Consider the following 22,384-nt stretch of genomic DNA (forward strand, 5'->3'; position numbering starts at 1 on the left):
TATGGCGGAAATCAGACCATCGGAAATCAGCGAAATCCTCAAAAACGAGATCAAGGGTTTTGAGGGCAGCATCTCGGTGCGCGAAACCGGCCGCGTGCTCTCCTGCGGCGACGGTATCGCCCGAATCTACGGACTGCAGAACGCCGCGCTCGGCGAGCTGCTCGAATTTCCGCATCAGATGTTCGGGATGGTGCTGAACCTCGAGGAGGACAACGTCGGCGCCGTGCTGTTCGGCGATCCCCAGGACATCCAGGAAGGCGACGAGGTCAAGCGCACCGGCAGAATCGCCGAAGTGCCCGTCGGCGAGGGCCTGCTCGGCCGCATCGTCAACGCGCTCGGACAGCCGATCGACGACAAGGGGCCGATCAAGTCGTCCGCGACGCGGCGAATCGAAATCAAGGCGCCCGGTATCATCCGCCGCCAGCCCGTCAAGGAGCCGCTGCAGACCGGCATCAAGGCTATCGACACGATGCTGGTGATCGGACGCGGACAGCGCGAACTGATAATCGGCGATCGTCAGACCGGCAAAACCGCAATCGCCATCGATACCATCATCAACCAGCGCGGCCAGAACATGCATTGCTTTTACGTGGCGATTGGGCAGAAGCGCTCGACCGTCGCGCAAGTTGTCCAGCGCCTCACAAGCTCCGGCGCGATGGAGTTCACCACGGTCATCGCTGCGACCGCGTCGGAGGCCGCCCCGCTCCAGTTCATCGCGCCCTACAGCGGCTGCACGATGGGCGAGTATTTTCGCGACACCGGCAAGCATGCGCTGCTGGTGTACGACGATTTGAGCAAGCACGCGCAGGCCTATCGCCAGTTGTCGCTGCTGCTGCGCCGCCCGCCCGGCCGCGAGGCTTACCCCGGCGACGTCTTCTATCTGCATTCGCGCCTGCTCGAGCGCGCCGCCAAGATGAGCGACGAGATGGGCGGCGGGTCGCTGACCGCGCTGCCCGTAATCGAGACCCAGGAAGGCGACGTGTCGGCGTACATTCCGACTAACGTCATCTCGATCACCGACGGCCAGATAATTCTCGATAAAGATCTCTTCAACTCCAACGTGCGTCCCGCCGTCAACGTCGGGCTGTCGGTGTCGCGCGTTGGATTCTCGGCCGCGGTCAAGGCGATCAAGCAGGTTGCAGGCACGCTCAAGCTCGACCTCGCGCAGTACCGGGAGATGGCGGCGTTCGCGCAGTTCGGATCCGACCTCGACGCGTCGTCGCAGCGCCTGCTCGCCCGCGGCGCGCGGCTGACCGAGATGCTCAAGCAGAATCAGTACAGTCCGCTGCCGATGGAGAAAGAGGTGCTGATCATTTTCGCCGCGCGAGAGGGCTACTTCGACAAACTCTCGGTCGAGCAGATTCGGCCGTTCGAGGCGGGACTGTACACGAACTTCGACTCGCGCCACGCCGGCTTGCTCGCCGAAATCCGGGACCAAAAACAGATTTCCGACGAGCTGACGAAAAAACTTAAGGCCGGACTCGACGCCTACGAACAATCGTTCCTGGCCGAAAACAAGTCGGCCGCGCCGCAGCCGGCGTAGTCGCGATAGCGTTCGACGATGGCATCACTCAAGGCAATCCGGCGCCGGATCGCGTCGGCCAAATCGACGCAGCAGATCACGCGCGCGCTGAAACTGGTTTCGGCCGCGCGCTTGAGGCGCGCGCAGGAAGCACTCGCCAACTCACTGCCGTACAGCGAAGCGCTGGCGCGAGTCGCGGATTCCCTGCTCACCTCGGAAGGAATCTCGGTCGGCCCGGTCGAGGGTGCGCAAAAGAGATCGATGCTGGTGGTGGTCGCGTCCGATCGTGGGCTGGCCGGCGGCTACAACTCGTACCTGTTCCGTGCGGCCGAAGCGGCGCGGCGCGAAATCCGCGGCGCGGGATTCGAGATCGAACTGTTCGCAGTCGGCAAGAAAGCCGTCGATCATTTCAAGCGCTCCGGGGTGCCGGTCGCGCTGTCGCGAGTCGATAATTTGCCGCGCCTGGCCACGATCGCTCTCGCGCGCGATATCGCCGCCAGGATGCTCGCCGATTACAGCTCCGGCGCGATCGACGAGGCCGGCATCGTCTATACTCATTTCCAATCCGCCGTCACGCAGAAGGCGGTTTACGAGCGCCTGCTGCCGGTCAAGCCGCCTGGCGACGCCGGTATCCAGGATGGCGCGAGCGTTGATGGCGCGATGCCCAAAACCGGCGCGCCGAAAATCGACTATCTCGTCGAGCCGTCGCGCGCCGAACTGGCGCCGGTCGTGCTGCGCGGATATCTCGAAGCCGCCGTCTATCACGCGCTGCTCGAGGCCGAGGCCAGCGAGCAGGGTGCGCGAATGACCGCGATGGACAGTGCGACCAACAATGCCATCGAGATGATCTCGTCGCTCACGCTCGAGATGAATCGCGCCCGCCAGGCCCAGATCACGCGCGAGCTGATGGACATAGTCGGCGGCGCAGAGGCGTTGCGTTAAAGTGCGCAAGGCAGAAATCGAAATCACACGGGGATATCACCGTTTATGAGTCAGACCGCTCCAGGACGAATCAACCAGGTGCTCGGCAACGTCGTTGACGTCGAGTTCGGCCCCGGCGCCTTGCCGCCGATTTTCTCGGCGCTGCGCGTCAGCAACCCGTCGATCAGCGACGTGGCCGGCAACCTCGTGCTCGAAGTGCAGCAGCATCTCGGCGAAAACACCGTGCGATGCATCGCGATGGACTCGACCGACGGGCTGGTGCGCGGGATGGAAGCCGCCAACACCGGCGCGCCAATCTCGGTGCCGGTCGGGCCGGGCACGCTCGGGCGCATCATGAACGTCACGGGAAATGCGATCGATGAGCGCGGGCCAATTCAGGGCAAGTCGCTGATGCCGATTCATCGCGACGCTCCCGCCTTCGCCGACCAGGCCGTCGAGGCCGAAATCCTCGAGACCGGCATCAAGGTCATCGACCTGATTTGCCCGTTCGCACGCGGCGGGAAGATCGGTCTGTTCGGCGGAGCCGGCGTCGGCAAGACCGTCACCATCCTCGAACTCATCAACAACGTCGCCAAGCAGCACGGCGGCGTGTCGGTGTTTGCCGGCGTCGGCGAGCGCTCGCGCGAGGGCAACGACCTCTATCGCGAGCTGACGGAGTCGGGCGTCATCGCAAAAACCGCCCTGGTGTACGGCCAGATGAACGAATCGCCCGGCGCGCGCGCCCGCGTCGCGCTGACCGGAGTCACGGTCGCCGAATATTTCCGCGACGAAGAAGGCAAGGACGTCATCTTCTTCATCGATAATATTTTCCGCTTCGTGCAGGCCAACTCCGAAGTCTCCGCGTTGCTCGGCCGCATGCCCAGCGCCGTCGGCTACCAGCCCACGCTGGGCACCGACATGGGCGAGCTCCAGGAGCGCATCACCACCACCAAGAAGGGCGCGATCACCTCCGTGCAGGCCATCTACGTTCCCGCCGACGACTACACCGACCCCGCGCCGGCCACCACCTTCACCCATCTGGACGCCGTCACCGCGCTCGATCGCAAGATTTTCGAGAAGGCGATTTTTCCCGCCGTCGATCCGCTCGGTTCGACCTCGCGAATTCTCGACCCGCAAGTGGTGGGCGACGAACACTACGACGTCGCGCGCCGCGTGCAGGCCATTCTGCAGCGCTACAAGGACTTGCAGGACATCATCGCGATCCTCGGGATGGAAGAATTGTCGGCCGATGACAAGACCGTGGTCGCGCGCGCGCGCCGCGTCGAGCGCTTCCTGTCACAGGCGATGTTCGTCGCGGAGCCGTTCACCAATCAGCCCGGCAAGTACGTCACGCGCAAGGATACCGTGCGCGGCTTCGCCGAAATCCTCGACGGCAAATGCGACGACCTGCCCGAGCAGGCCTTCTACCTGGTCGGCACCATCGAAGACGCGCGCGAGAAGGCCGAACGCCTCGCCCGCGGCGAAGCGCGCTAGGCAACCGGAGTCCGCGATGGCTGCGACGTTCTCATTCACACTCGTCACACCCACCGGCATGGTCGCCGAAGGACAAGCCGAGGAAGTCTCGGCGATTGGCCCGCTCGGCGAATTCGGAGTTCTACCCGATCACATCAACTTCATCACGTCGCTTGTGCCCGGAGTGCTGGAGGCGCGCCTGCCCGACGGCGAGGCGATGCACTGGGTTGTGTCGGGCGGCTTCGCCGAAGTGAAAGACGGCGTGATGACCGTGCTGGCGAGCAGCGCCGAATCGCCCGAGAGCATCGACGCCAGCGCCGCGGCCGCGCAAGTGCGGGATGCCGACGAGAAGTTTTCAAATTTGAGCTTCTACGATCCCGACTACGCCCCCGCCCAGGAAGCCCTGATGCTCGCCCGTGCCCGAGTTGAAGCCGCCGCCCTGAAACCCGCCCCGCGCTAGCTCGGCGCCTGACTCCGGTTGGTGTCATTCTGAGCCGCTGCGGCGAAGAATCCCGGATACCACCTTCGTCCTCTCCCTTACAGGTTCTGGGATGAACTATTCAGCCTGCCCGCACCGTCCCCCGCGTGCTATGCGATCGGCTATGGACAACACTCAGGTCAACTCCTCACGCACATTTGTCCGAAATCACCGGACGCAGCTTCATCGCCGCGACGATTGCTGTTCATCGAGCAACCTCCGCTTGCGAAAAATTAATTTTGACGGAACGAAACTATCATTGGTGGTATAGTCGTCCTTGGACCACAACAGGTGGTATAAATTGCCCTTCCCTAAACATGACAGTCCGCAGTGGCAGAATCCGGCATCGGCCGTGCGCGAGCCCGCGCACGTCTGCGATGAAGCGCGGTCGGCCGACAGCCGGCCGACCGCGCCGTAGTTCACTTGACTCCTGTGGGATTAACTCAGTCAGGCGCGCCTTGGAGAGCTTGACCGCGATGGCTCAGCTCATCTCGAATAGCTTCCCCTTATACGACCGCGAGGCCAGGTCTATCTCACCCTCGCTAGCGATCCTGCGGCCATCGGAGATCTGCAAAAAGCCCGCCGTGTGCCACTTGTTTTTCCCGTTACCCTCATAGGTCCCCTGACCGATGCCGCTGAGACCGTCGCCATTGTCCAGGAATGCCGTCCCACACTCACTGTAACTCCCGCTCTTGTTGCCGCCGACGAAGGTTAGCGTGCTGAAGACCGCCCCAAATCCCGTCGCCGTCCCTTCCCAAGTCACTTGGTTAAGTACGCTACCTGCTGGCCCGGGAATGCAGGTGATCGTGGTGAACTTGAACGAAAATTCCCCTATCTGTTTACGAGATGCCATGCGCATGTTCTCCCTAGGTTGATAAGTTGAGTTCGCTACAACGCCAAAGCGCTCTTATACTACTGTGCCAAGTTTAAGGCGAGCAGTGTTTCACGTGAAACATTCGCGCTTTAACCGCGGCCCTTCGCAGACTTAGGCTTAAGAGGAACCGATTCGGAACACCGGCACTTCGAATTCAGCGCGGTATCCACCGGCGGCGCCGGGCGCCTTCGCGCCGAGACGCCATACGATTCGGCTTTTTGGATTCGAATCGTCGGTCGGGCGGCAATCCGACGCGATCAGGAATGCGACCGGAATCGATCCCGTCGAATCGCTCATCGAAGTTTGCTCAGCGTGCCACAAAATCCAGTCCCAGGTCGTGAGACTGTGCCAGGTTCCGCGCGTCGTGCGGTTGATGCAGGCGAGTTCGAGCGCGACCTGTTGTCCGGCCGTCAGCGGCTTGTCGACATGAATCGATCCGGCAAGCGAACCGCCGATTTGGCCCGGCACGGAAGCCATCACGAACCACGACTCGCCGTATTGGCGGATTCGCATCCGGATTCGCATCGCCCACGCCATCATGACGACGCCGATCAGCGGGAATATCAAAGACGGTATCGCGAAGTAGTCGGCGCTTCGGATCGCGCGGTGGGGCACAATAAAGAAGATGGGAAACGTCGCGACGCACCACGCGATCGCTATGATCGTCAGTCGATTCGCGTCGCGCCGCGCCGAAGTGCGGACCTCGTGGCGGGCCCAGTCCTCGCGCCACATCCACGGCGCGGCGGGATTCAACGCGCGCAATCGCTCGGAAGGATCGGCAGCCCGCGCGTGGAATCGGACCCACCATATCGCTCCGAAGCCGGCTCCCCCGCACGCCAGCGCGACCGACGCGGCCAACGCCGCTTGCTCCCAATTCCCGTCGCGCGCACGAGTGAACGCGACCATCGCGGCGAGGATCGCGGCGATGCACAACGGCGTACCCAGAAATTTGACGAAGCCGAGGACGAACCGATCCGGATTCGTTTTCACTTTTTCACTATTTCACCGGGCTTTGGCGCAAGCGCGCCAACGATCCGGTCCTCAGTTTTTCAGTGCAGCGAGGCGATCGAAAAAATCCGGGAACGTCTTCGCGACGCATCCGGGATCTTTGATCTTCAGGCCGCCGAGCTTCAGCCCCGTCACCGAAAAACTCATCGCGATTCGATGATCGTCGTAGGTCTCGATGACCGCCGGACGCATCGCGGACGGCGCAATCTCGAGTCCGTCATCGCTCTCGATGACCGCCGCACCCAGCCGCCTCAGTTCGGTCGCGAGCGCGCGGATGCGATCGCTTTCGTGATGCCGGATGAACGCGACATTGCGGATCTTGGTCGGCGAGGAGGCAAACGGGGCAATCGCGGCGAGCGTCGGCGCCATGTCCGGCATCGAATTCATCGCGACGTCGACGCCGACAAGCCGCCCGGTTCCCGCGATCTCGACGTGGTCGGGATGCCACGTGACGCGGGCGCCCATTTGCTGAAGCACGCCAAGAAAACCGATGTCGCCCTGGACCGAGTTCGACGTGAGGCCCTCGATTCGCACCTTCCCGCCGACGAGAGCCGCGGCCGCCGCAAAATAGCTCGCGCTCGACGCGTCCGGCTCGACGACGAAACGCTGCGCGCGATACCACTGACCGCCGGGCACAACGATCATTTCGCCTTCGACAGAGCTGTGCGCTCCCCATGCCTCCATCAGTCGCAGCGTCATGTCGATAAAAGGCCGCGCAGCATCGCCGATCACCCGGAGCTTGAGGCCGGCCTTCCAAATCGGCGCCGGCATCAGCATCGCCGAGACGAATTGCGACGACACGCGCGCGTCGATCGAAGTTTCGCCGCCTTCGAAGCGTGCCCGCGACGCATCGACTATCACCGGCGGACAATGGTTGTTGCGCTCGCTGTAAACGCTCGCGCCCAGCCGCTGCATCGCGTCGAGCTGCGGACCGATCGGACGCTGACGCATCCGCTGATTTCCGTCGATCCGAAAGCGTCCCTCGCCGAGCGTGACCATCGCGACGATAAATCGCATCACGGTGCCGGCGCCACCGACGAAGATCTCGCCGCCGTGCGCCGGGATCGTCCCGCCGCGCCCGCTGACTGTAATTCTGCGCGCCGACTCGTCAATCTCGACCGTAAAGCCCATCACCCTCAGCGCGTCGCTCATGTAGCGCGTGTCGTCGCTCAACAGAACTGAGTCGATGACCGAGCGTCCCTGCGCCAGCGCGGCCAGAACCATCGCGCGATTCGTGATGCTCTTGGAGCCCGGCAGCACAACGCGGGCGTCGAGCGGGCCGGTCAGGGGAGTGATTTCGATTTCGTCCACGGTTTTCTTGAGTATCTATGTCAGATTAACCGCGCGCGTTGACTGGTCACAAGCACGGGCGCCCACGCAGGCCCGCGTTACCCGGTTATTGCCACGTACGTGATGCTACGACTAGAGTATCGAACGTTACTGGCAGTAGGCTCAGGGGAGGTCGAACGCCATGAGACTCATCAAGCTGATTGTGCCAGCCGTGCTGATTGCGATGCTCGCACTATTCGCGCCGCACGCCGACGCGCAGACGATGGGCGAGTATGCGCCCACGACGGCGGGAGTCGGGACTGCGGGCGGCTCGATGGGCACCAGCATTTCGCCTTCCTCAATCGGTTCGAGCGACATCGGCGCAGGCTCGAGCACTTGGGGAGCCAGCGGATTGGGCGGCAGTTGGAGCGACAGGGCTGGGGCCGCGTCGGCTTCCAGCGCGGGCGCGGATTTCGAATCGCGGGCGGGCTCGGCAGCGAGTGGCTCGACCGGGGCAAGGTGCTGGCCTGTGTCCCGTCTTGACGCCGACGCGTCGGACAGATTCGGCGATTCATCCGGTAAATTCCCCGAACAGGATCGATTCACCGAGCATAGCGAGCTGTCGGCGGCGGCGGATCGCTTTCCGGCCAGCTCGTTCAGCAACAATGGTACGGGGCTGGATACCAGCTACAACGCGAATAACAATTACTGACACCGCCGCCGATCGAACGCGGCGCAATAGTTGGCGCCCGGGCATCTAATTTGTTGACTATGGGAGCAACGAGAGCTAATTCATAGAGCGCGAGGAAGAAGGCGTTGTTCGAAGCGAAGCTGCCGGCAAACCGAATAGTCAAAGTAATCGCAGCGTTTGCGCTCGCGATCGCATTTGGCTTTGCGGCCCCGCCCAACGCGTCGTCGGAGACCAAACTCCCATTTCCGCGTCCGGCTTCGATCGAGCCCAACGTCGATTTCTGGGTCAATGTTTTTACCGCGTACTCGGCGCGCGACTTCGCGGTCGTCGATCGCGACAATGTGCGGCGTATCTACCGGGTGTTTCATCTTCCCGGCGACGGTCAGCCGACCCGCGGCGATATCGACTGGGCGAACGACTATCTCAAAATAAAATATGGCGAAATTCTCAGTCGCCTCGCGACCGGGCGCGAACCTTCGGACTATGAAGAGCGCCAGGTCGCCGCGATGTTCAAGGGCGAGCCGCCGAGCGCCTATGCCGTTGCGGCGCAGAACTTGCGCGTGCAGGAAGGACTGCGCGAACAATTCCACGACGGGCTGCTGCGGAGCCGATACTACATACCGACGATGGAGCGGATCTTCCGGACCGCGGGGCTCCCGCCCGAGCTGGTGACGCTGGCGCACGTCGAGTCGGGCTTCCACGGCGCTTCGCGATCGAGTGCGGGCGCGGTTGGAATCTGGCAGTTCACGCGTGACACCGGCAAGCATTACATGAAAATCACGCGCTATCACGACGATCGCCTCAACCCGGAGCGCGAGACGCTCGCGGCGGCCAAGCTGTTGCGATCAAACTACGAGACGCTCGGCGATTGGCCGCTGGCGATTACGGCGTACAACTACGGCACGGGCGGAGTGGCGCGCGCAGCGGGGATTTACGGCGGCGACTATTGCCAAATGGTCCAGCACTACCAGGGACCGCATTTCGGCTTCGCCGTAAAAAACTACTATGCGGAATTCCTTGCCGCCTTGCAGGTGCATCGCTACGAGGCCAAGTATTTCCCGGGCATCGAGGACGAGCCGGCGATTCGGCCTGCGCCAATCAAGACCGACTTCGCGCCGAAGCGCTCGAAGAAGTCGCACGCGTCACATCTTCACCAGGCTTCGTCGAAGACCCATCATTCAAAAAAGACTGTCGCGCAGAACACCTGATCGCCGCGCGGGTCAGGCGCGCGAACTCGCGTCGGCCACCTTCGTGTGCGGGCTGATCGCGCGGTAGCTTGGGCGCTCGCGCAGCCGCTTCAGATACGCATCGACTCTCGGAAACGCGTCGAGCTTCATCGCGTCGACGTCGAGCACCATCGCCAGCGCCATCAGCGGCGCGTCGGCGAGCGAAAATTCTCCGCACGCGTAACCGCCCGCGCCGGCTTGGCCGAGCACGCGCTCGATAAACGGCAAATCGCGCGTTCGCAGCATCTCGCGCCCTTGCTCCATCCCTGCCGCATTGCGCTTGGCCGGCTCGCTCCAATAGGGCATCCAGATGGGTGGGAGGCTGCCGATCAGCATCGCCTCGTCGGCGAAATTCTCGATCTCGCGCACGCGCATCCGGAGCTTCGGATCCGACGGCATCAGGCGCGGCGGCCCGTAACGCTCCTCGAGGTACTCGTCGATGACCGTCGAGTCGAAAATCACCAGCTCGCCGTCCTCTATGTAAGGCACCTTGCCAAGCGGATGCTTCGCGAGCATCTCGGGCGGCTTTTTCCAGAGATTTCCCGGCGGAAGATTTTCGATCCGATACGGGATGTGTTTTTCTTCGAGGACGACCTTGGTCTTGGCGGCATGCGTGGAGCGCAGCGTGCCCCACGGATAATCGCGTTCGGTGGTGTAGAGAACGATCACGGGGCGACTCCTTCGGCGGTCATTCGGCTGCGAAGGATTTTAACCCGGACTCACGTGGTTCGCCACGGCGGTCGAAGAAGTGTATGCGCTTGCCCGGGGCCATCGCAAATTTTGCGGCGCGCGCATGCCCGCTTCTGTTATCGTTTACGTGATGCAACGCAAGGCCGCGCAATCCCCGCAGCTCGCAGTCCTCGCCAATAGGCTGAGGGACCGGCTGGGCAACGATCGCCTGGCGCAGCAGGCGCTGGCCGCCGTCGAGGAGCGTGCGCCGGACGACCAGTTGGCGCTGGCATTTCTACTCAAGCTCGCCGAGGATTCCGCCGCCGCGCTGAAAAGCGTGCTGCGCGATCGCGCCGCGGGCGGCGACCTGGTCTTTTGCCTCGGCTCATCGGAGCTGATCGCGACCGAACTGTCCTTGGCCGGACCCGGGTGGGCGAAAATCTTTCTCGACGCGCGCGCCCAGACTATAGGCGGGCTGGTCGCCGCGATGCGCACGGAGCGCGCCCGCATCGACGCGCCCGATCGTCATCGCGCAGCCGCCGTGCTCGGGCGATTCATGCGCCGAATGATGGTCCAGGTGGCGATTGCCGATCTGCTCGACCGGCTAAGCGTCGGCGAAACGGCGCTGGCGATGTCGGAGCTGGCCGACGAATGCATTCGCACGGCGCTCGAACTTGCGACCGGCTTTCTGGGCGGACGCGCGGGCGAGATTGGGCGATTCTGCATCCTGGCGATGGGCAAGCTGGGCGCGCGCGAACTGAACCTCAGCTCGGACGTCGATTTGGTCTATCTTCATGCCTCCTCGGGTTTGCCGGATAGTTCCGAAGCGGCGGCGCGCCTGGGTGAATGGTTTACCGAAATTTTATCGGCGGGATGCTTTCGAATCGATCTGCGCCTTCGGCCGGGCGGCCGTTTCGCGCCGCTGGTGACGCCGATTGAAGGTGCGATCAACTATTACCAGAGCGTCGGACAGACTTGGGAACGAGCGGCGCTGCTGCGCGCGCGGCCGGTCGCCGGCGCGCTCGAAATCGGGCATCAACTGTGCGCGGAGCTGAATCACTTTGTGTTTCGCAGCTACCTGGACTTCGACACGTTGCGCCAGTTGCGTGCGATGAAGCGGCAGATCGAGGCGGAACTGAAAACGCCCGCGATGATCGAGCGCAACATCAAGCTCGGCCGCGGCGGAATCCGCGAGCTCGAATTCATCGTGCAGTCGCTCACGCTGATTTACGGTGGACGCGATCCCCGGCTTCGAACCGAGCAGACCGTCGGCGCGCTCGAGAAGCTCAATTCACTGGGCTATCTGCCGTCGAAACGCGCGCGCGAACTTTCCGACGCGTACCTGTTCCTGCGCGACGTCGAGCACAAGCTGCAAATCGTCGCGGGCCTGCAGACCCACGTGCTGCCTGCCGACGACGGCGGGATGCGCGCGCTTGCGGCGCGAATGGGTTTTGGCAAGGGGCCGGGAGCGCTCGAGAAATTCAGCGAGCAACTGAAATCTCATCGGGCTCTGGTTGCGACGCAATTCCGCGAGACGCTGGCCGGCGGCGAGGAAGAGTCAACGCGCTCGGTCTCCGACGCGGCGGAATTGGCGTGGAACTCGGCGCTCGATCCGAATTCCTCGACCCGCTACCTGCGCGAGCTTGGCTTTGCGCGCGCGGACGAAAGCGCAGGCCATCTCGAGCTGCTCGCACGCGGACCCTCGCATGCCCCGACCAGCCCGCGGCGTCGCGAGTTGCTCGAGCGGCTCGGCCCGATGCTGATCGACGAGATAAGCAGGCTGCCCGATCCGGACCTGGCGCTGATGAATCTGGCCGAGCTGATCGGGGCGATCGGCGCGCGCACCTCGTTCCTGGCGTTGCTCGAACAGCATCCCGCGACCCGGCGCATCCTGCTGCGGCTGTTCGCCTCGAGCGCCTACCTCTCCACCATCTTCATCCGCCATCCCGACATGCTCGATACTCTCGTGCGCTCCGATCTCGCGGCGACGCGGCGCAGTCCGGCTGAACTGCGCGATGAGTTGGCGGGATTGATCGCGGCGAGTCCGGATTTCGAGAGCAAGCTCGACGCGCTCCGCGCATTTCGGCATCAGGAATTCTTGCGCATCGCGATCGCCGACCTGGCCGGGGATCTCGAACTGTTCGACGTCCAACGCGAGCTCACGAGTTTGGCCGAAACCGTCCTGGACGAAGCGATGTCGCTCGCGCGAATTCAGACCGAGGCTCGCTTCCCGATTCCCGCAACGATGCGGCTGTGCGCGATTGCGATGGGCCGGCTCGGCGCCAGTGAAATGTCATACAACTCCGACCTCGATCTGATCTTCGTTTACGACGACCGCGCGGAAGTCGCCGCGGGCAGCCGGGAAATCGCGTCGCGAATTACGCAGAAGTTGATCGCAATCCTCGAATCGCGCACGCGCGAGGGCTACGCCTACAAGCTCGACCTGCGCCTGCGCCCGTCGGGCAACGCGGGGCCGCTGGTCACTTCGCTGGCCGGGTTTCGCGACTATCATCGACAAAGTTCGGCGGTCTGGGAGCGCCAGGCGCTGGTGCGGGCGCGCGTGATAACCGGCGACCGGGAACTGGGCCGCGAGGTCGAAGCGGCGCGCCAGGAATTCGTGTACGGCCGCGGACTGACGGCGGCCGAGGTCGGCGAAATAGCGGCGATGCGCCGGCGGATGGAGAAAGAGATCGGCGCCGAGGACAAGACGCGGCTCAACATCAAGCAGGGCCGCGGCGGTTTGGTGGACGTCGAGTTCCTTGTGCAAATGATGGCGCTGTCTCACGGCCATCGCAGTCCGGAGTTGCGCGTGCGCGACACGATGGGCTTGCTCGAGGCGCTCGACGGCCTCCATCTGCTGGCGCCCGCCGACGCGGCGGTTGTCGAAGACGGCTACCGATTCCTGTCGCGTCTGGAAAATCGGCTCCGAATCGAGAGCGACCGGCCGGCCTGGGCCGTCCCGACCTCGGTGGCTGCGCTGCGCCCGCTGGCGCGCCGAATGGGATTCGAAGGGGCGAACGGCGCATCGCGCATGCTCGCCGAGCTGGCGCAGCGCCGCGATCGGATCCGCGCAATCTTCGAGCGATATTTTGCGGCCGAGCAGACCATCGACTCCTGACGCGCGCGGCGCTATTCGAAATCCAGCTTCACCCCCGCCAGCACATTTATCGTCGGCGCGGGAAATCCAAACGCCTCCGAATAGCGGCGGTCCATCAGGTTCGACACGCGCGCGAAAACCTCCTCGTTGTGCACATGCTTGAGCGGGATTCCCATCGAGTACGACACGACCGCATTGACGAGATTATACGCGGCGTGATTCGCGACGGTGGACTCAATCGTGATGTCGTCGCGATCGCCGACGAAGATGTAGTTCACGCCGGCCGTGATTCGATCGTGAGGGAGAAAATTCGCGCTCCGTACGTATTGCAGCAGCGCCGACGCTGTATGCTTCGCCACGCGCAGCGGCTGTGCCGTCGAGCCCGCAGCATCGGCGTGCGTCTCGTCGAGCACCGTCACGTTGCCGTTGAGCGTCAGTCCCTTGACGATGGTGAGGCTCGGGACGACCTCGACGCCCTGCACATCCACGCGCGCCGCGTTGCCCGCTTCCGAGTCGAAAAGACACGACGGGCCGTACTTGCATGGCACGGTGACAATCAGGTCGTGCACGCGGCGCGAGAACCAGGTCGTGGTGAGAGAGGCGCGCTCGCCGAAGTTGGTCGTGAATCCGCCGTCGTACTCGCTGGAAATCTCGGGCTTCAGCCTGGGATTGCCGTAGTCCGGGTAGTACAGCTCGTTGAATGCGGGGGCGCGGAAGCCTTCGCTGTAGCTGCCGCGCAAGGTGGTCGAGATTTTTGTAATCGGAATCGCGACCGACCAGGCGGGGCTGACCTCCTCGCCGAACTGGCTGTTGCCATCGACGCGAAATCCGCCGGTGACGAGAAAGTGGTCGTTGAACAGACTGCCCTCCTGCTCGACGTAGCCCGCGTATTCCTGGCGGCGCGCGTTGAATTTGCTCGCCCCGGCCGCGAATGGAGGCAGGGGATCGCAAAAGCTGCAGAAGCTGCCCGATTGCAGCCCGCGATCGAGAAAATCGAAGCCCGCAAGCGTGCGCCAGCCGCGAGCCCAGGTGTAGATCGCCTCGGCGTTGCCGCCGTGGGTCTCCTCCGGAATCGAATCCGTCTCGAAATAGGGTGCTCCGAAAACGATGCCTCCCGGAAATGGCGGCGCGTTCAGGCGCAGGTCCTGACGCACGAAGAAGGCGCTCACGCGCGCGAGCAGGTTATCGCCGAAGTGATGCTCGACTTCGCCCTTGAACAGCATGAACTCGTCGCGCTGATGCGCCGTCGAATCGAGCGGCACGCCGGAAGCCACCAGAAAATTGGGCAGGCTCACGTTGGACGCGATGTAGCGCGCAAAGCCGCGGATCACGGTGTCGTCGCCGAGATGGTAATCCAGGCGCATCGAGCCCGAGAGGTTGTCAGAGTTGTCGTTGACCGGACGAAACCCTTCAGTCGAGAAGTACGACACCGCGCCCGAGTAGCCGAGATTTCCCTCGGCGCCGCTCACGGTCACGACCTGCCGGCTGGTCGCGCGATTGCCGCCCGCTGAGACCAGGCTCGCTGTCGGCGGGCCCTCGCCCTCCTGCGAGAGGACATTGACTACCCCGCCGATCGCCTGCGAGCCGTACAGCGAGCCGCCGGCGCCGCGCAAAACCTCGACGCGATCGAGATTGCCGGTCGTCAGGTTGGCCATGTCGAAGCCGCCGGTCGCGCCCGAGTTGACTTCGACCCCGTCAACGAGGATCAGCGTCTGCGCCGACGTCGCGCCGCGAATCGATATGTCGGTGACCGCGCCGGGCGAGCCGCTTTGGGTGACCTGCACGCCGGGCACCTGGCGGAGCACGTCGCTGACCCGGTCGATTTTCTGCTCCTGGATTTGCGGGTCTTCGACGACCGTGATCGTCGTACCGATGTCGGCGATCGGCTGCTCGATTCTGGTTGCGGTGACGACCACCGGATTCAGCTTCTGCGCCTCCTGTTTTTTGGGCGGTGTCATCGGCTGACCGGCTTTCTTCTTTGCCGGCGTCGAGGATTTGGCCTGATTTGCCGGCGTGGATTTGGTCTGAGTTGGCGCCGGCGATGGCGCCGAAGCAGGCTCCTGGGCCCGCGCGATCGGCGCCAACAGCAATGTCGCAACTACTATTGTTGACAGGATCCAACTAGATAACCGCATGAACTCCCTCCGAGTTCAAAGGCTGCCGGCGCGCGCGGAGGAGTGATCGGGCATCGAAAAAGAAAAAACCCGACCCCTCGCGAATCGAGGAATCGGGCTTCAGGAGAATCGTGCCTGAGGCCACCCTCCCCGCGGAAGGCAGACAGTTAGTGACCCGGCCGGTCTCCTGGCTTGGGGTTCGTCCTCGGGCCCGCCTTCCCGCCTAAGCGGTGGCATGATAGGCCGTCGTCCCCCCACACAGTTGCGGGGCAGCGCCGGATTTGAACCGGCTTCCCGAGCACCGGGTGCGACGCAGAACTTACGCGCGGCACGGCGCGCAGTCAACCCGGGCTCGAGCTCGGCGGGAAATTTTCGTCACGCGCGACGCGATCGTGTACGCTTGATGATTCCCATGGGCACGGTAACGCTAATCACCGGCGGCGCTCGAAGCGGCAAGAGTACGCAGGCGTTGAAGCTTGCGCTCCCATATCAACGCAGATTCTTCGTCGCGACCGGGCAGGCGCTCGATGAAGAAATGACGGCGCGAATCGAATTTCATCGGACCACGCGACCGCCGGACTTTCAGACCGTCGAAGAGCCGGTCCAGGTGGTCGCCGCGCTCGAGCGGCTCGGCGATCGCGCCGACCTGGTGGTGCTCGATTGCCTGACGCTATGGATATCCAACCTGATGCAGCGTCACGAGGCGGACGGAGCCATTCTCGCGGAGGCGGACAAGCTCGCGGCAACGCTCAAGGATGCGTCGTTCGCGAGCATCGTCGTGACCGATGAAGTTGGATCGGGAATCGTGCCGACGGATCACGCGGAGTCGCGCCGTTTTCGCGATCTGCTGGGATGGACCAATCAGAAAGTCGCGGCCGTCGCGGAGCACGCGCTCCTGATGGTCGCGGGATATCCGCTAAAGTTGAAGTAAGCGCGGATTCGTCAAACAGGCGCCTGCGTCGAGCTTTACTTTGCCGCGACGGGTTCGAGTCGGATGGGGACCGTTGTGCACTTTTCGCCATTGAGAATACCGCTCTGAGTGTCGCTGCCTTCGAGGAAACGCACCCACATGTCGGCGACGCCGTATTTCTCCCGGAGTAGCTGATGGACCCTCGCGTGCGCCTCGGGATCAGGTTGCGCGCGGTACCAGCGGCTTTCGCCGCCTCGATAGATCTCGACAAACGGGTTCGCGTCCATGTGCTGAACCCACCACTGAGCGTTGGCGCTGCCGGGGTGAATCCAGGAATACTTTCCCTCGTCGACGATCCAGAGTCGCGCCTTGCGCACCACTCCGGTTGGAGTCGGCTCGCTGACGACAACGACCTCTCGGCCGACTTCGATCAGGGCCAGGTGTGCAAGGACATAAGCCACGCAGACGCCGACAACGATCCCCACGACCATGATCACTTTTTTCACGTCGTTAGCCGTTGTCGCTCGATGAGGAGCAAATTAGCGTGGACTCATGCGGACTGAGGGGATCGTGCTATCCGTTCGCCGACCGTCTCCGGCGCGCGCCTAAGCCAAGGGTTTGCTTACTTAACCCTGCTCCAGATTTGCGTCTTGCCGAGGAACGACAGCCCGACGTAACCGCGCACGCGCAGCGTCCCGGGATCCTGGAGCGTCAGATTGCACGAATAGGTCTTGCCGTCATCGGGATTGTAGATCTTGCCGCCTGTCCAGGCGTATGGACTGCCCTGGTCCTGCACAAAACCGCTGAGCAAGGCGAGGCCGGCGATTTTCCGCGTGCGCAGACTCGGATCGGGATTCTCCGAATCGACCTTGTCCTTGCCTTTCTTGTTGAACGGCTCCTTGAGCCAGATGATAGCGCCGCAGAGCTTGCCGCCGCAGTCCTCTATCTTCACGTGCGATCCTCCACCCACAGTTGCCCAGACCCCGATCGGGGTTATCGCGGGGTCCGCGGTGGCGGCGGGAGATGCCACTAGAGCAAGGTATAGGATGGGTATTCCCAAGCCTGCCAGCGCCAGCCGCATCGTCAACATTCGTGTTCGCATTGCACAAACGCTCCCTCGTGATCAGTGAGTTACAGATGGCGCCATCGTTCGGGCCGATAAACATTTATACTGCGGACATCTCCACTGTCTATGCAGTCAAGATCCTGCTTTTTCGATCCGTGCTTCGATGCTACCTTCCCCGCTGCCTACGTGGGGCAGGCGACTCCGTCTCAGTTAATCAGGTAAGAGTCACGAGGCCATCGTGACGAGGACCGCAATCTCGACGAGTTCGCCGCACGCGCCGATCAAGTCGCCCGTCACTCCTCCCATCCATCGCCGATAGAACCAGCGGCAAGAGAACACGATTACGATTGCGACCGCGCCGGCAAGAGCGATCGCGCGCAACTCGCCACGCCCGCGGACCAGTATAGCGACGAGCGTGAAAACGGCGACGAAGGCATAGCGCATACCGAGGCTCTTGCGGCTGAGCAGCGTCGATCCTGCACCGGAGGACCGCAGATAAGGCATTCCCGAAGCGACCAGGACCATCGCCCAACGCGCGAGCATCGGCGCCATCAGCAGAGCGGCGTATCGGCGGTGACCCGCCAGGGTCGAGAGCGCGAGGATTTTCAGCGTCAAGTCGAAAAAAATTGCGCTTGCGCCGAACGTTCCGACCCGGCTGTCGCGGAGAATGTCGAGTGCGCGCTCGCGATCGCGTCCCGCGCCAAGCGCGTCGGCCGTGTCCGCCAGTCCGTCGAGATGAACCGCGCCGGTGACGACGGTGAGCGAGACGATGATGAGGACCGAGCGAATCACCTGCGCAAAGACGTGGGCGAGCAGCCAATCCTCGCCGGCCAGCATCGCGCCGATGCAGTAACCGACAATCGGGAACCATGCGAACGATGCCGCAACGGTATCGTCGGATGCGCGGCGCCGATCGATCACCGGAAAGATCGTGAGGAAGCTTACTGCGAGAGGGAATTCGGCGAAAAACCCGCTCGGCGGTGCGCTCGGTTCGTCGCTCATCGCACTTTACCGGAGACGCCCGCGCCCGCGAACGTCGCCATGTTGTGGAACAAGTCGAGCGCGGATTCGATCACGTTCATCGCGAGCGCGGCGCCGGTGCCTTCGCCCAATCTGAGGTCGAGATCGAGAATTGGACGGAGCTTGAAGTGTTCGAGCGCGAGCGCATGGCCGCCCTCGGCCGAGCGATGGCTGAAAAAAAGATGATCGAACAATCCCGGATGAATCTTCTCCGCGACCGCGGCGGCCGCCGTCGCGATGAAACCGTCAACCACGACCGGGACATTGAATGCGGCGCCGCCGATGCACACGCCGGCCATCGCGGCGATCTCGAAACCGCCGAGCGCCGCCAGCATCGATTGGCCCGAAGCCAGCGCCGCGCGATGAATCTCGAGCGCGCGCACGACCACTTCGGTTTTGCGGCGCACGCCGGCATCATCGAGGCCGGTCCCGCGCCCCACCATCGCGTCCGGCGCGATCGCGGTTAGCGCAGAGAGGAGCGCGGCGGCGGACGTACTGTTCGCGATTCCCATGTCGCCGATGCCGATCAGCGTCGCGCCGCCGCCGGCGAGCTCGCTTGCGATGTCGATTCCCACTTCGAGCGCGCGCGTCGCATCCTGCGGCGTCATTGCCGGGCCGTCCAGGAAGTTGCCGGTGCCGGCGCCGATGCGCCGATAAGTCACGCCCTTCAGCGGCTTGGTGCTGGTATCGGTCTTGACGCCGACATCGACGACTTTGAGCGGATAACCGAAGCGGCGCGCGAGCACGCTGATCGCGGCGCCGCCGGCGGCGATGTTGCGGAGCATCTCGGCCGTGACGGCCTGTGGAAATGCGCTGACGCCCTCGGCCGCGACGCCGTGATCGGCGACGAAGACGGCGATCGCGCCGCGTCCGGATCTTGCCGATTCGTCGCGGCGGATGGCGGCGTAGCGGCGCACGAGTTCTTCGAGATGGCCGAGGCTGCGGGGAGGCTTGGTCAGGGAGTTCAGGCGTTCGTCGGCGGCCCACGCCGCTTCGTTGTCGAGTGGAAGAATCGAGGCGATAGTTTGGTCGAGCAAAGACATAGCCGCGTAATCGCATCATGCTCGGCGTCAGCCCGCAAGCGGTGCTGTGGCTGCGATTTCAGTCGCGCGAGGGCGGTCGGTCGGGTGAATCTTCGGGAAAGATCGAGAGCCAGATGGAATGGTCGTCGATCTTCTTGAGCAGGGAATCGGCGGCGGGCGAGTTTCGGTCGCTCGCGTCGTTCCACGAATCGAAGTGGATCAGCGAGCGCGGCGGTAATCGCTCGGCCCATTGTGCGCTGGCGAGCACGGGGCGGCCGGGAAAATCGCGGACGTAGCCGACGCATAGGTAGGCGATGGGAATGACGTCATCGGGGATGCCGAAAATTTCGGCGAGGGCGTCGTTGCGCATGATGCTGACCCATCCCATCCCCAGGCCCTCGGCGCGCGCCGTGAGCCACAGATTTTCGACCGCCAGACACGCCGAGTAAATCTCGACATCGCGAATGCTGGTCTTGCCGAGCACGGCGGGACCGAAGCGATCGGGCTTGCAGGTGACGATCAGATTAAGGGGAGCTTCGAGGATGCCTTCGAGCTTGAGCGAGAGATATTTTTCGCGGCGCTCGCCGTTGAACTGAGCCGCATTTTTTTGGCGCTCGGCTTCGAAGACCTCCTTCACGCGACGGCGCCGCTCAAGGCTGCGCACGACGATGAAGTCCCACGGCTGCGTGAAGCCGACGCTGGGCGCATGATGAGCCGCGGTCAGCACACGCGCCAGGACATCGTCGGGAATTGGATCGGAAATGAACTCCCGGATGTCGCGGCGGCGAAAGATCGCCTCGTAGAGGCCGCGCCTGAGCACGTCGGTGAAGGCGTGGCGATTGGGCGCATCGGTCGGCATGAGGAAGAAGATCCATCACGGGCGGACGCGTCTGAGACACGTCCGCCCGCAGGGTGAATCACTTTTTCACTCTTCAATGTCAGGCAGCGGCGGCCTTCCTGGCCGCTTCCAGCGCGGCTTCGAAGTTGGGCTGCTCGGCGACTTCCTTGACGTATTCGACATAGGTGACTTTGTCGTTCTTATCGACGACGAAGACACATCGCGCAAGCAGATGCAGTTCCTTGATCAGCACGCCATAGCTGGTGCCGAAATTCGCGCTGCGCCAGTCGCTGAGCGTGGTGATCTTGTCCACGCCGGCCGCGCCGCACCATCGGGCCTGCGCAAACGGCAGATCCATCGAGACCGTGAGAATCTGGACGTCGCCGGGCAGCTTGCCCGCTTCCACGTTGAAGCGGCGCGTCTCGGCATCGCAGACGGGAGTGTCGAGCGAGGGGATGGTCGTGATGATTTTGACCTTGCCCTTGAACTGGTCGAGCGTCGCAGGCTGCATCCCCTTGCCGACGACGTTGAAGTTGGGTGCCTTTTGTCCGACCTTGATTTCGGGGCCGACCAGGGTCATCGGGTTTCCCCGCATCGTAACGGCGCCTTTGCGTTCTTCCGCCATGAGCGAATTCTCCTTGATGAGGAATCGAAAATAGAATCGTGAGCTAAGAGATTTTAGCCGCGGCGGACGCGTCGGTAAAGCAGGGGTTTGTGCGGGGGACGAGTCCGGACGCGCTTTCTATCCAAGATAAGTTTGCTTGAGAAAATCCAACGTCTTGTGGAACTGCTCGTGCCTGCCTGCTCCGATGCGCTCGATTTCCAGCCGCTCGAATTCCTCCAGCAGCCGCCGCTGGCTGTCGGCCGACAAGCGCGCGTCAGCCATCGGAAACAGGACATTGTTTTCCTTGAAGATGTGCGCATTCAAAAACGCGCTGTAGTCTCGCGCGCTCGCGATCACCACGGCCGCGGCCGCGCGATCGCCCGAGCAGTGTTTTTGCCACGCGGCGGCCAGTTGCCGGATGAGGGCACGGCCGTGCTCATGCTCGCTCAACATCACGCCGAGCGGCCCGCCGGCCTTGGGGATGCCGGCCGCTTCGAGGGCGGGGAAGAGAAATTGCTCCTCCTTGCCATGGTGGCATTGGTCGGCGAAGACTTGGATGAACTCCAGCACCTGGCCGAAATGCTCCGGATTGACCTTCTCGCCGTTGGCAAGCCGCTGGCATAATTTCTCGAGAATCGAGAGGACCAGCGTTATCGCTTCGTGCTCGTGGCGCAATTGCTCAGTCGCTGTCATGTGATGGATTGCCGGCGGCTCTAACGCATCTTCTTCTGGATCGCCTTTTTTGCCTTTGGCGGACGGCCGCGGCGACGCTTCTCGACTCCCGTCGCTTCGAGTTCGTCCTCGTCGGGGCCAAACGCGCTGTCAATTTGCACGTCGTCGTCGGCGGCGCGGGCCGGTTCGACATGTTCTTCCGATTCATCCGCGCTGCTGAGTTCTTCGGCGCCGGACCATCGGACGGCGAACGGCTTGGCCATTCCACCTTGACCGCTGCGAGCTTCAATGTTGGCTTCGTTCTGACAATCGACGCAATATTGCGCGAACGGGATGACCTGGAGCCGCGCCAACGGGATTTCATCGCCGCATCGCGCGCAGGTTCCATAGACTCCTGCTCCAAGCCTGGCTATTGCCGCGTCGATCGCGCCCAGGCGTTCCCGCGCGCGGTCGAACAGCGCCGCATGCGTATCGACTTCGGACAGCGATCTCGCCACGTCCATCTCGTCGGCTGGCGGCTGCCCGCCATTGCGGGCCTGTGCACGCATCAATTCCTTCACCCGGGCGAGCGTTTCGGCGCGCTCTTTGGCGAGCAGGCTCTTCAGCGCATCGATCCGGCGTCTGCCGGTGTTAACTGCGGCTTCCATCCTGGCCTTCTGCCTCTTGCGGGCGTTCGTCGGTCGAGTTTTAGATCGAGATTTAGGTCGAGTTTTCATAAATAAGGACCGTTCGCGCACATCGCGTATTCTAATATGAGCATTGATCGGGCCTCGCGCCACTGTAGGAAAAAACGAGCGACCTCAATAGTCTTGCTGAGCCGCATTCGAGTCCAGTAGTTCCTTATACGGAAATTGCTCCAGATTGGTTGCCTCATCGGCTGTTGCCACTCCCGGAGGGCGGCATTCTAAAC

Annotated in this window: 21 protein-coding genes and 1 riboswitch; of the genes, 8 read left to right on the forward strand and 13 right to left on the reverse strand. The window is 63.1% G+C overall.

Annotation, left to right across the window (positions count from 1 at the left end):
* Position 1 precedes the first annotated feature (1 nt).
* The 4 genes from atpA to atpC are packed head-to-tail and all read left to right on the forward strand — an operon-like array spanning position 2 to position 4,376.
* Positions 2–1,543 (forward strand): F0F1 ATP synthase subunit alpha, encoded by a 1,542-nt coding sequence (gene atpA, locus ABR989_RS03590; RefSeq protein WP_428125772.1) that lies wholly within the window; start codon positions 2–4, stop codon positions 1,541–1,543.
* 18 nt (positions 1,544–1,561) lie between these two features.
* Positions 1,562–2,464, forward strand: a complete 903-nt coding sequence (gene atpG / locus ABR989_RS03595; protein WP_428125774.1) for an ATP synthase F1 subunit gamma — start codon at positions 1,562–1,564, stop codon at positions 2,462–2,464.
* Positions 2,465–2,509: 45 nt separating this feature from the next.
* A complete protein-coding gene (atpD, locus tag ABR989_RS03600) occupies positions 2,510–3,937 on the forward strand; it encodes a F0F1 ATP synthase subunit beta (RefSeq protein WP_428125775.1) in 1,428 nt (475 codons plus the stop codon).
* Between the two features lie 16 nt (positions 3,938–3,953).
* Positions 3,954–4,376, forward strand: coding sequence for an ATP synthase F1 subunit epsilon (atpC, locus tag ABR989_RS03605; protein WP_428125776.1), 423 nt, complete (start codon positions 3,954–3,956; stop codon positions 4,374–4,376).
* A gap of 499 nt (positions 4,377–4,875) precedes the next feature.
* On the opposite strand, the gene ABR989_RS03610 is transcribed toward atpC, so the two are convergent.
* The 3 genes from ABR989_RS03610 to aroA all read right to left on the reverse strand — a co-directional run bounded on the left by ABR989_RS03610 (position 4,876) and on the right by aroA (position 7,587).
* Positions 4,876–5,247, reverse strand: a complete 372-nt coding sequence (locus ABR989_RS03610; RefSeq protein ID WP_428125777.1) for a hypothetical protein — start codon at positions 5,245–5,247, stop codon at positions 4,876–4,878.
* 138 nt (positions 5,248–5,385) lie between these two features.
* Positions 5,386–6,258: a hypothetical protein gene (locus ABR989_RS03615; protein ID WP_428125779.1), complete on the reverse strand. Its 873-nt coding sequence runs from the start codon at positions 6,256–6,258 to the stop codon at positions 5,386–5,388.
* Between the two features lie 51 nt (positions 6,259–6,309).
* Positions 6,310–7,587, reverse strand: coding sequence for a 3-phosphoshikimate 1-carboxyvinyltransferase (aroA, locus tag ABR989_RS03620; RefSeq protein WP_428125780.1), 1,278 nt, complete (start codon positions 7,585–7,587; stop codon positions 6,310–6,312).
* Positions 7,588–7,747: 160 nt separating this feature from the next.
* On the opposite strand from aroA, the gene ABR989_RS03625 reads away from it, so the two are divergent.
* A complete protein-coding gene (locus tag ABR989_RS03625) occupies positions 7,748–8,257 on the forward strand; it encodes a hypothetical protein (protein ID WP_428125781.1) in 510 nt (169 codons plus the stop codon).
* Positions 8,258–8,361: 104 nt separating this feature from the next.
* Positions 8,362–9,444, forward strand: a complete 1,083-nt coding sequence (locus tag ABR989_RS03630) for a lytic transglycosylase domain-containing protein (RefSeq protein ID WP_428125782.1) — start codon at positions 8,362–8,364, stop codon at positions 9,442–9,444.
* Between the two features lie 12 nt (positions 9,445–9,456).
* Here ABR989_RS03630 and ABR989_RS03635 read toward each other — a convergent pair whose 3' ends face one another.
* On the reverse strand, positions 9,457–10,131 hold the full coding sequence (locus tag ABR989_RS03635) for a glutathione S-transferase family protein (protein ID WP_428125784.1): 675 nt from the start codon (positions 10,129–10,131) through the stop codon (positions 9,457–9,459).
* Positions 10,132–10,255: 124 nt separating this feature from the next.
* Here ABR989_RS03635 and glnE point away from each other — a divergent pair, with 124 nt between their 5' ends.
* The gene (glnE, locus tag ABR989_RS03640) at positions 10,256–13,249 is read left to right on the forward strand and encodes a bifunctional [glutamate--ammonia ligase]-adenylyl-L-tyrosine phosphorylase/[glutamate--ammonia-ligase] adenylyltransferase (RefSeq protein WP_428125785.1); all 2,994 of its coding nucleotides are present in this window, start codon (positions 10,256–10,258) and stop codon (positions 13,247–13,249) included.
* A gap of 11 nt (positions 13,250–13,260) precedes the next feature.
* Here the strand turns inward: glnE and ABR989_RS03645 are convergent, their stop codons facing one another.
* Entirely contained in the window at positions 13,261–15,363 is a 2,103-nt protein-coding gene (locus ABR989_RS03645) for a TonB-dependent receptor domain-containing protein (protein ID WP_428125786.1), read from the reverse strand.
* A 139-nt stretch (positions 15,364–15,502) separates the two neighbouring features.
* Positions 15,503–15,663, reverse strand: a riboswitch (cobalamin riboswitch).
* Between the two features lie 91 nt (positions 15,664–15,754).
* Here ABR989_RS03645 and cobU point away from each other — a divergent pair.
* A complete protein-coding gene (gene cobU / locus ABR989_RS03650) occupies positions 15,755–16,273 on the forward strand; it encodes a bifunctional adenosylcobinamide kinase/adenosylcobinamide-phosphate guanylyltransferase (protein WP_428125787.1) in 519 nt (172 codons plus the stop codon).
* Positions 16,274–16,308: 35 nt separating this feature from the next.
* Here the strand turns inward: cobU and ABR989_RS03655 are convergent, their stop codons facing one another.
* The 8 genes from ABR989_RS03655 to ABR989_RS03690 all read right to left on the reverse strand — a co-directional run bounded on the left by ABR989_RS03655 (position 16,309) and on the right by ABR989_RS03690 (position 22,121).
* The gene (locus tag ABR989_RS03655) at positions 16,309–16,758 is read right to left on the reverse strand and encodes a hypothetical protein (protein ID WP_428125788.1); all 450 of its coding nucleotides are present in this window, start codon (positions 16,756–16,758) and stop codon (positions 16,309–16,311) included.
* Positions 16,759–16,874: 116 nt separating this feature from the next.
* On the reverse strand, positions 16,875–17,354 hold the full coding sequence (locus tag ABR989_RS03660) for a DUF2147 domain-containing protein (protein ID WP_428125789.1): 480 nt from the start codon (positions 17,352–17,354) through the stop codon (positions 16,875–16,877).
* A gap of 189 nt (positions 17,355–17,543) precedes the next feature.
* Positions 17,544–18,320 carry an adenosylcobinamide-GDP ribazoletransferase gene (cobS, locus tag ABR989_RS03665; protein WP_428125791.1) on the reverse strand — a complete coding sequence of 259 codons (777 nt, stop codon included), beginning with the start codon at positions 18,318–18,320 and terminating at the stop codon, positions 17,544–17,546.
* On the reverse strand, positions 18,317–19,381 hold the full coding sequence (cobT, locus tag ABR989_RS03670) for a nicotinate-nucleotide--dimethylbenzimidazole phosphoribosyltransferase (protein WP_428125792.1): 1,065 nt from the start codon (positions 19,379–19,381) through the stop codon (positions 18,317–18,319). The genes cobS and cobT overlap by 4 nt, the downstream gene beginning before the upstream one ends.
* 58 nt (positions 19,382–19,439) lie before the next feature.
* On the reverse strand, positions 19,440–20,219 hold the full coding sequence (gene bluB / locus ABR989_RS03675; RefSeq protein ID WP_428125794.1) for a 5,6-dimethylbenzimidazole synthase: 780 nt from the start codon (positions 20,217–20,219) through the stop codon (positions 19,440–19,442).
* Between the two features lie 79 nt (positions 20,220–20,298).
* Positions 20,299–20,823, reverse strand: coding sequence for a thiol peroxidase (tpx, locus tag ABR989_RS03680; protein WP_428125796.1), 525 nt, complete (start codon positions 20,821–20,823; stop codon positions 20,299–20,301).
* A gap of 117 nt (positions 20,824–20,940) precedes the next feature.
* Complete coding sequence (locus ABR989_RS03685; protein WP_428125797.1) at positions 20,941–21,495, reverse strand: hemerythrin domain-containing protein; 555 nt, start codon at positions 21,493–21,495, stop codon at positions 20,941–20,943.
* A gap of 20 nt (positions 21,496–21,515) precedes the next feature.
* Positions 21,516–22,121 (reverse strand): TraR/DksA family transcriptional regulator, encoded by a 606-nt coding sequence (locus tag ABR989_RS03690; RefSeq protein WP_428125799.1) that lies wholly within the window; start codon positions 22,119–22,121, stop codon positions 21,516–21,518.
* Positions 22,122–22,384 lie beyond the last annotated feature (263 nt).

Origin of the sequence: Binatus soli (SeqCode), assembly GCF_050015535.1 — a bacterium.
GTDB classification, from domain to species: domain Bacteria; phylum Desulfobacterota; class Binatia; order Binatales; family Binataceae; genus Binatus; species Binatus soli.

Excerpts from the sequence above, each read along its gene's own strand:
- ABR989_RS03660 (WP_428125789.1), bottom strand. The coding sequence starts at position 17,354 with ATGCGAACACGAATGTTGACGATGCGGCTGGCGCTGGCAGGCTTGGGA.
- tpx (WP_428125796.1), bottom strand. The coding sequence starts at position 20,823 with ATGGCGGAAGAACGCAAAGGCGCCGTTACGATGCGGGGAAACCCGATG.
- bluB (WP_428125794.1), bottom strand. The coding sequence starts at position 20,219 with ATGCCGACCGATGCGCCCAATCGCCACGCCTTCACCGACGTGCTCAGG.
- atpG (WP_428125774.1), top strand. The coding sequence starts at position 1,562 with ATGGCATCACTCAAGGCAATCCGGCGCCGGATCGCGTCGGCCAAATCG.
- ABR989_RS03690 (WP_428125799.1), bottom strand. The coding sequence starts at position 22,121 with ATGGAAGCCGCAGTTAACACCGGCAGACGCCGGATCGATGCGCTGAAG.
- atpD (WP_428125775.1), top strand. The coding sequence starts at position 2,510 with ATGAGTCAGACCGCTCCAGGACGAATCAACCAGGTGCTCGGCAACGTC.
- ABR989_RS03610 (WP_428125777.1), bottom strand. The coding sequence starts at position 5,247 with ATGGCATCTCGTAAACAGATAGGGGAATTTTCGTTCAAGTTCACCACG.
- cobU (WP_428125787.1), top strand. The coding sequence starts at position 15,755 with ATGGGCACGGTAACGCTAATCACCGGCGGCGCTCGAAGCGGCAAGAGT.
- atpC (WP_428125776.1), top strand. The coding sequence starts at position 3,954 with ATGGCTGCGACGTTCTCATTCACACTCGTCACACCCACCGGCATGGTC.
- ABR989_RS03645 (WP_428125786.1), bottom strand. The coding sequence starts at position 15,363 with ATGCGGTTATCTAGTTGGATCCTGTCAACAATAGTAGTTGCGACATTG.
- cobT (WP_428125792.1), bottom strand. The coding sequence starts at position 19,381 with ATGTCTTTGCTCGACCAAACTATCGCCTCGATTCTTCCACTCGACAAC.
- ABR989_RS03685 (WP_428125797.1), bottom strand. The coding sequence starts at position 21,495 with ATGACAGCGACTGAGCAATTGCGCCACGAGCACGAAGCGATAACGCTG.
- ABR989_RS03625 (WP_428125781.1), top strand. The coding sequence starts at position 7,748 with ATGAGACTCATCAAGCTGATTGTGCCAGCCGTGCTGATTGCGATGCTC.
- cobS (WP_428125791.1), bottom strand. The coding sequence starts at position 18,320 with ATGAGCGACGAACCGAGCGCACCGCCGAGCGGGTTTTTCGCCGAATTC.
- glnE (WP_428125785.1), top strand. The coding sequence starts at position 10,256 with ATGCCCGCTTCTGTTATCGTTTACGTGATGCAACGCAAGGCCGCGCAA.
- atpA (WP_428125772.1), top strand. The coding sequence starts at position 2 with ATGGCGGAAATCAGACCATCGGAAATCAGCGAAATCCTCAAAAACGAG.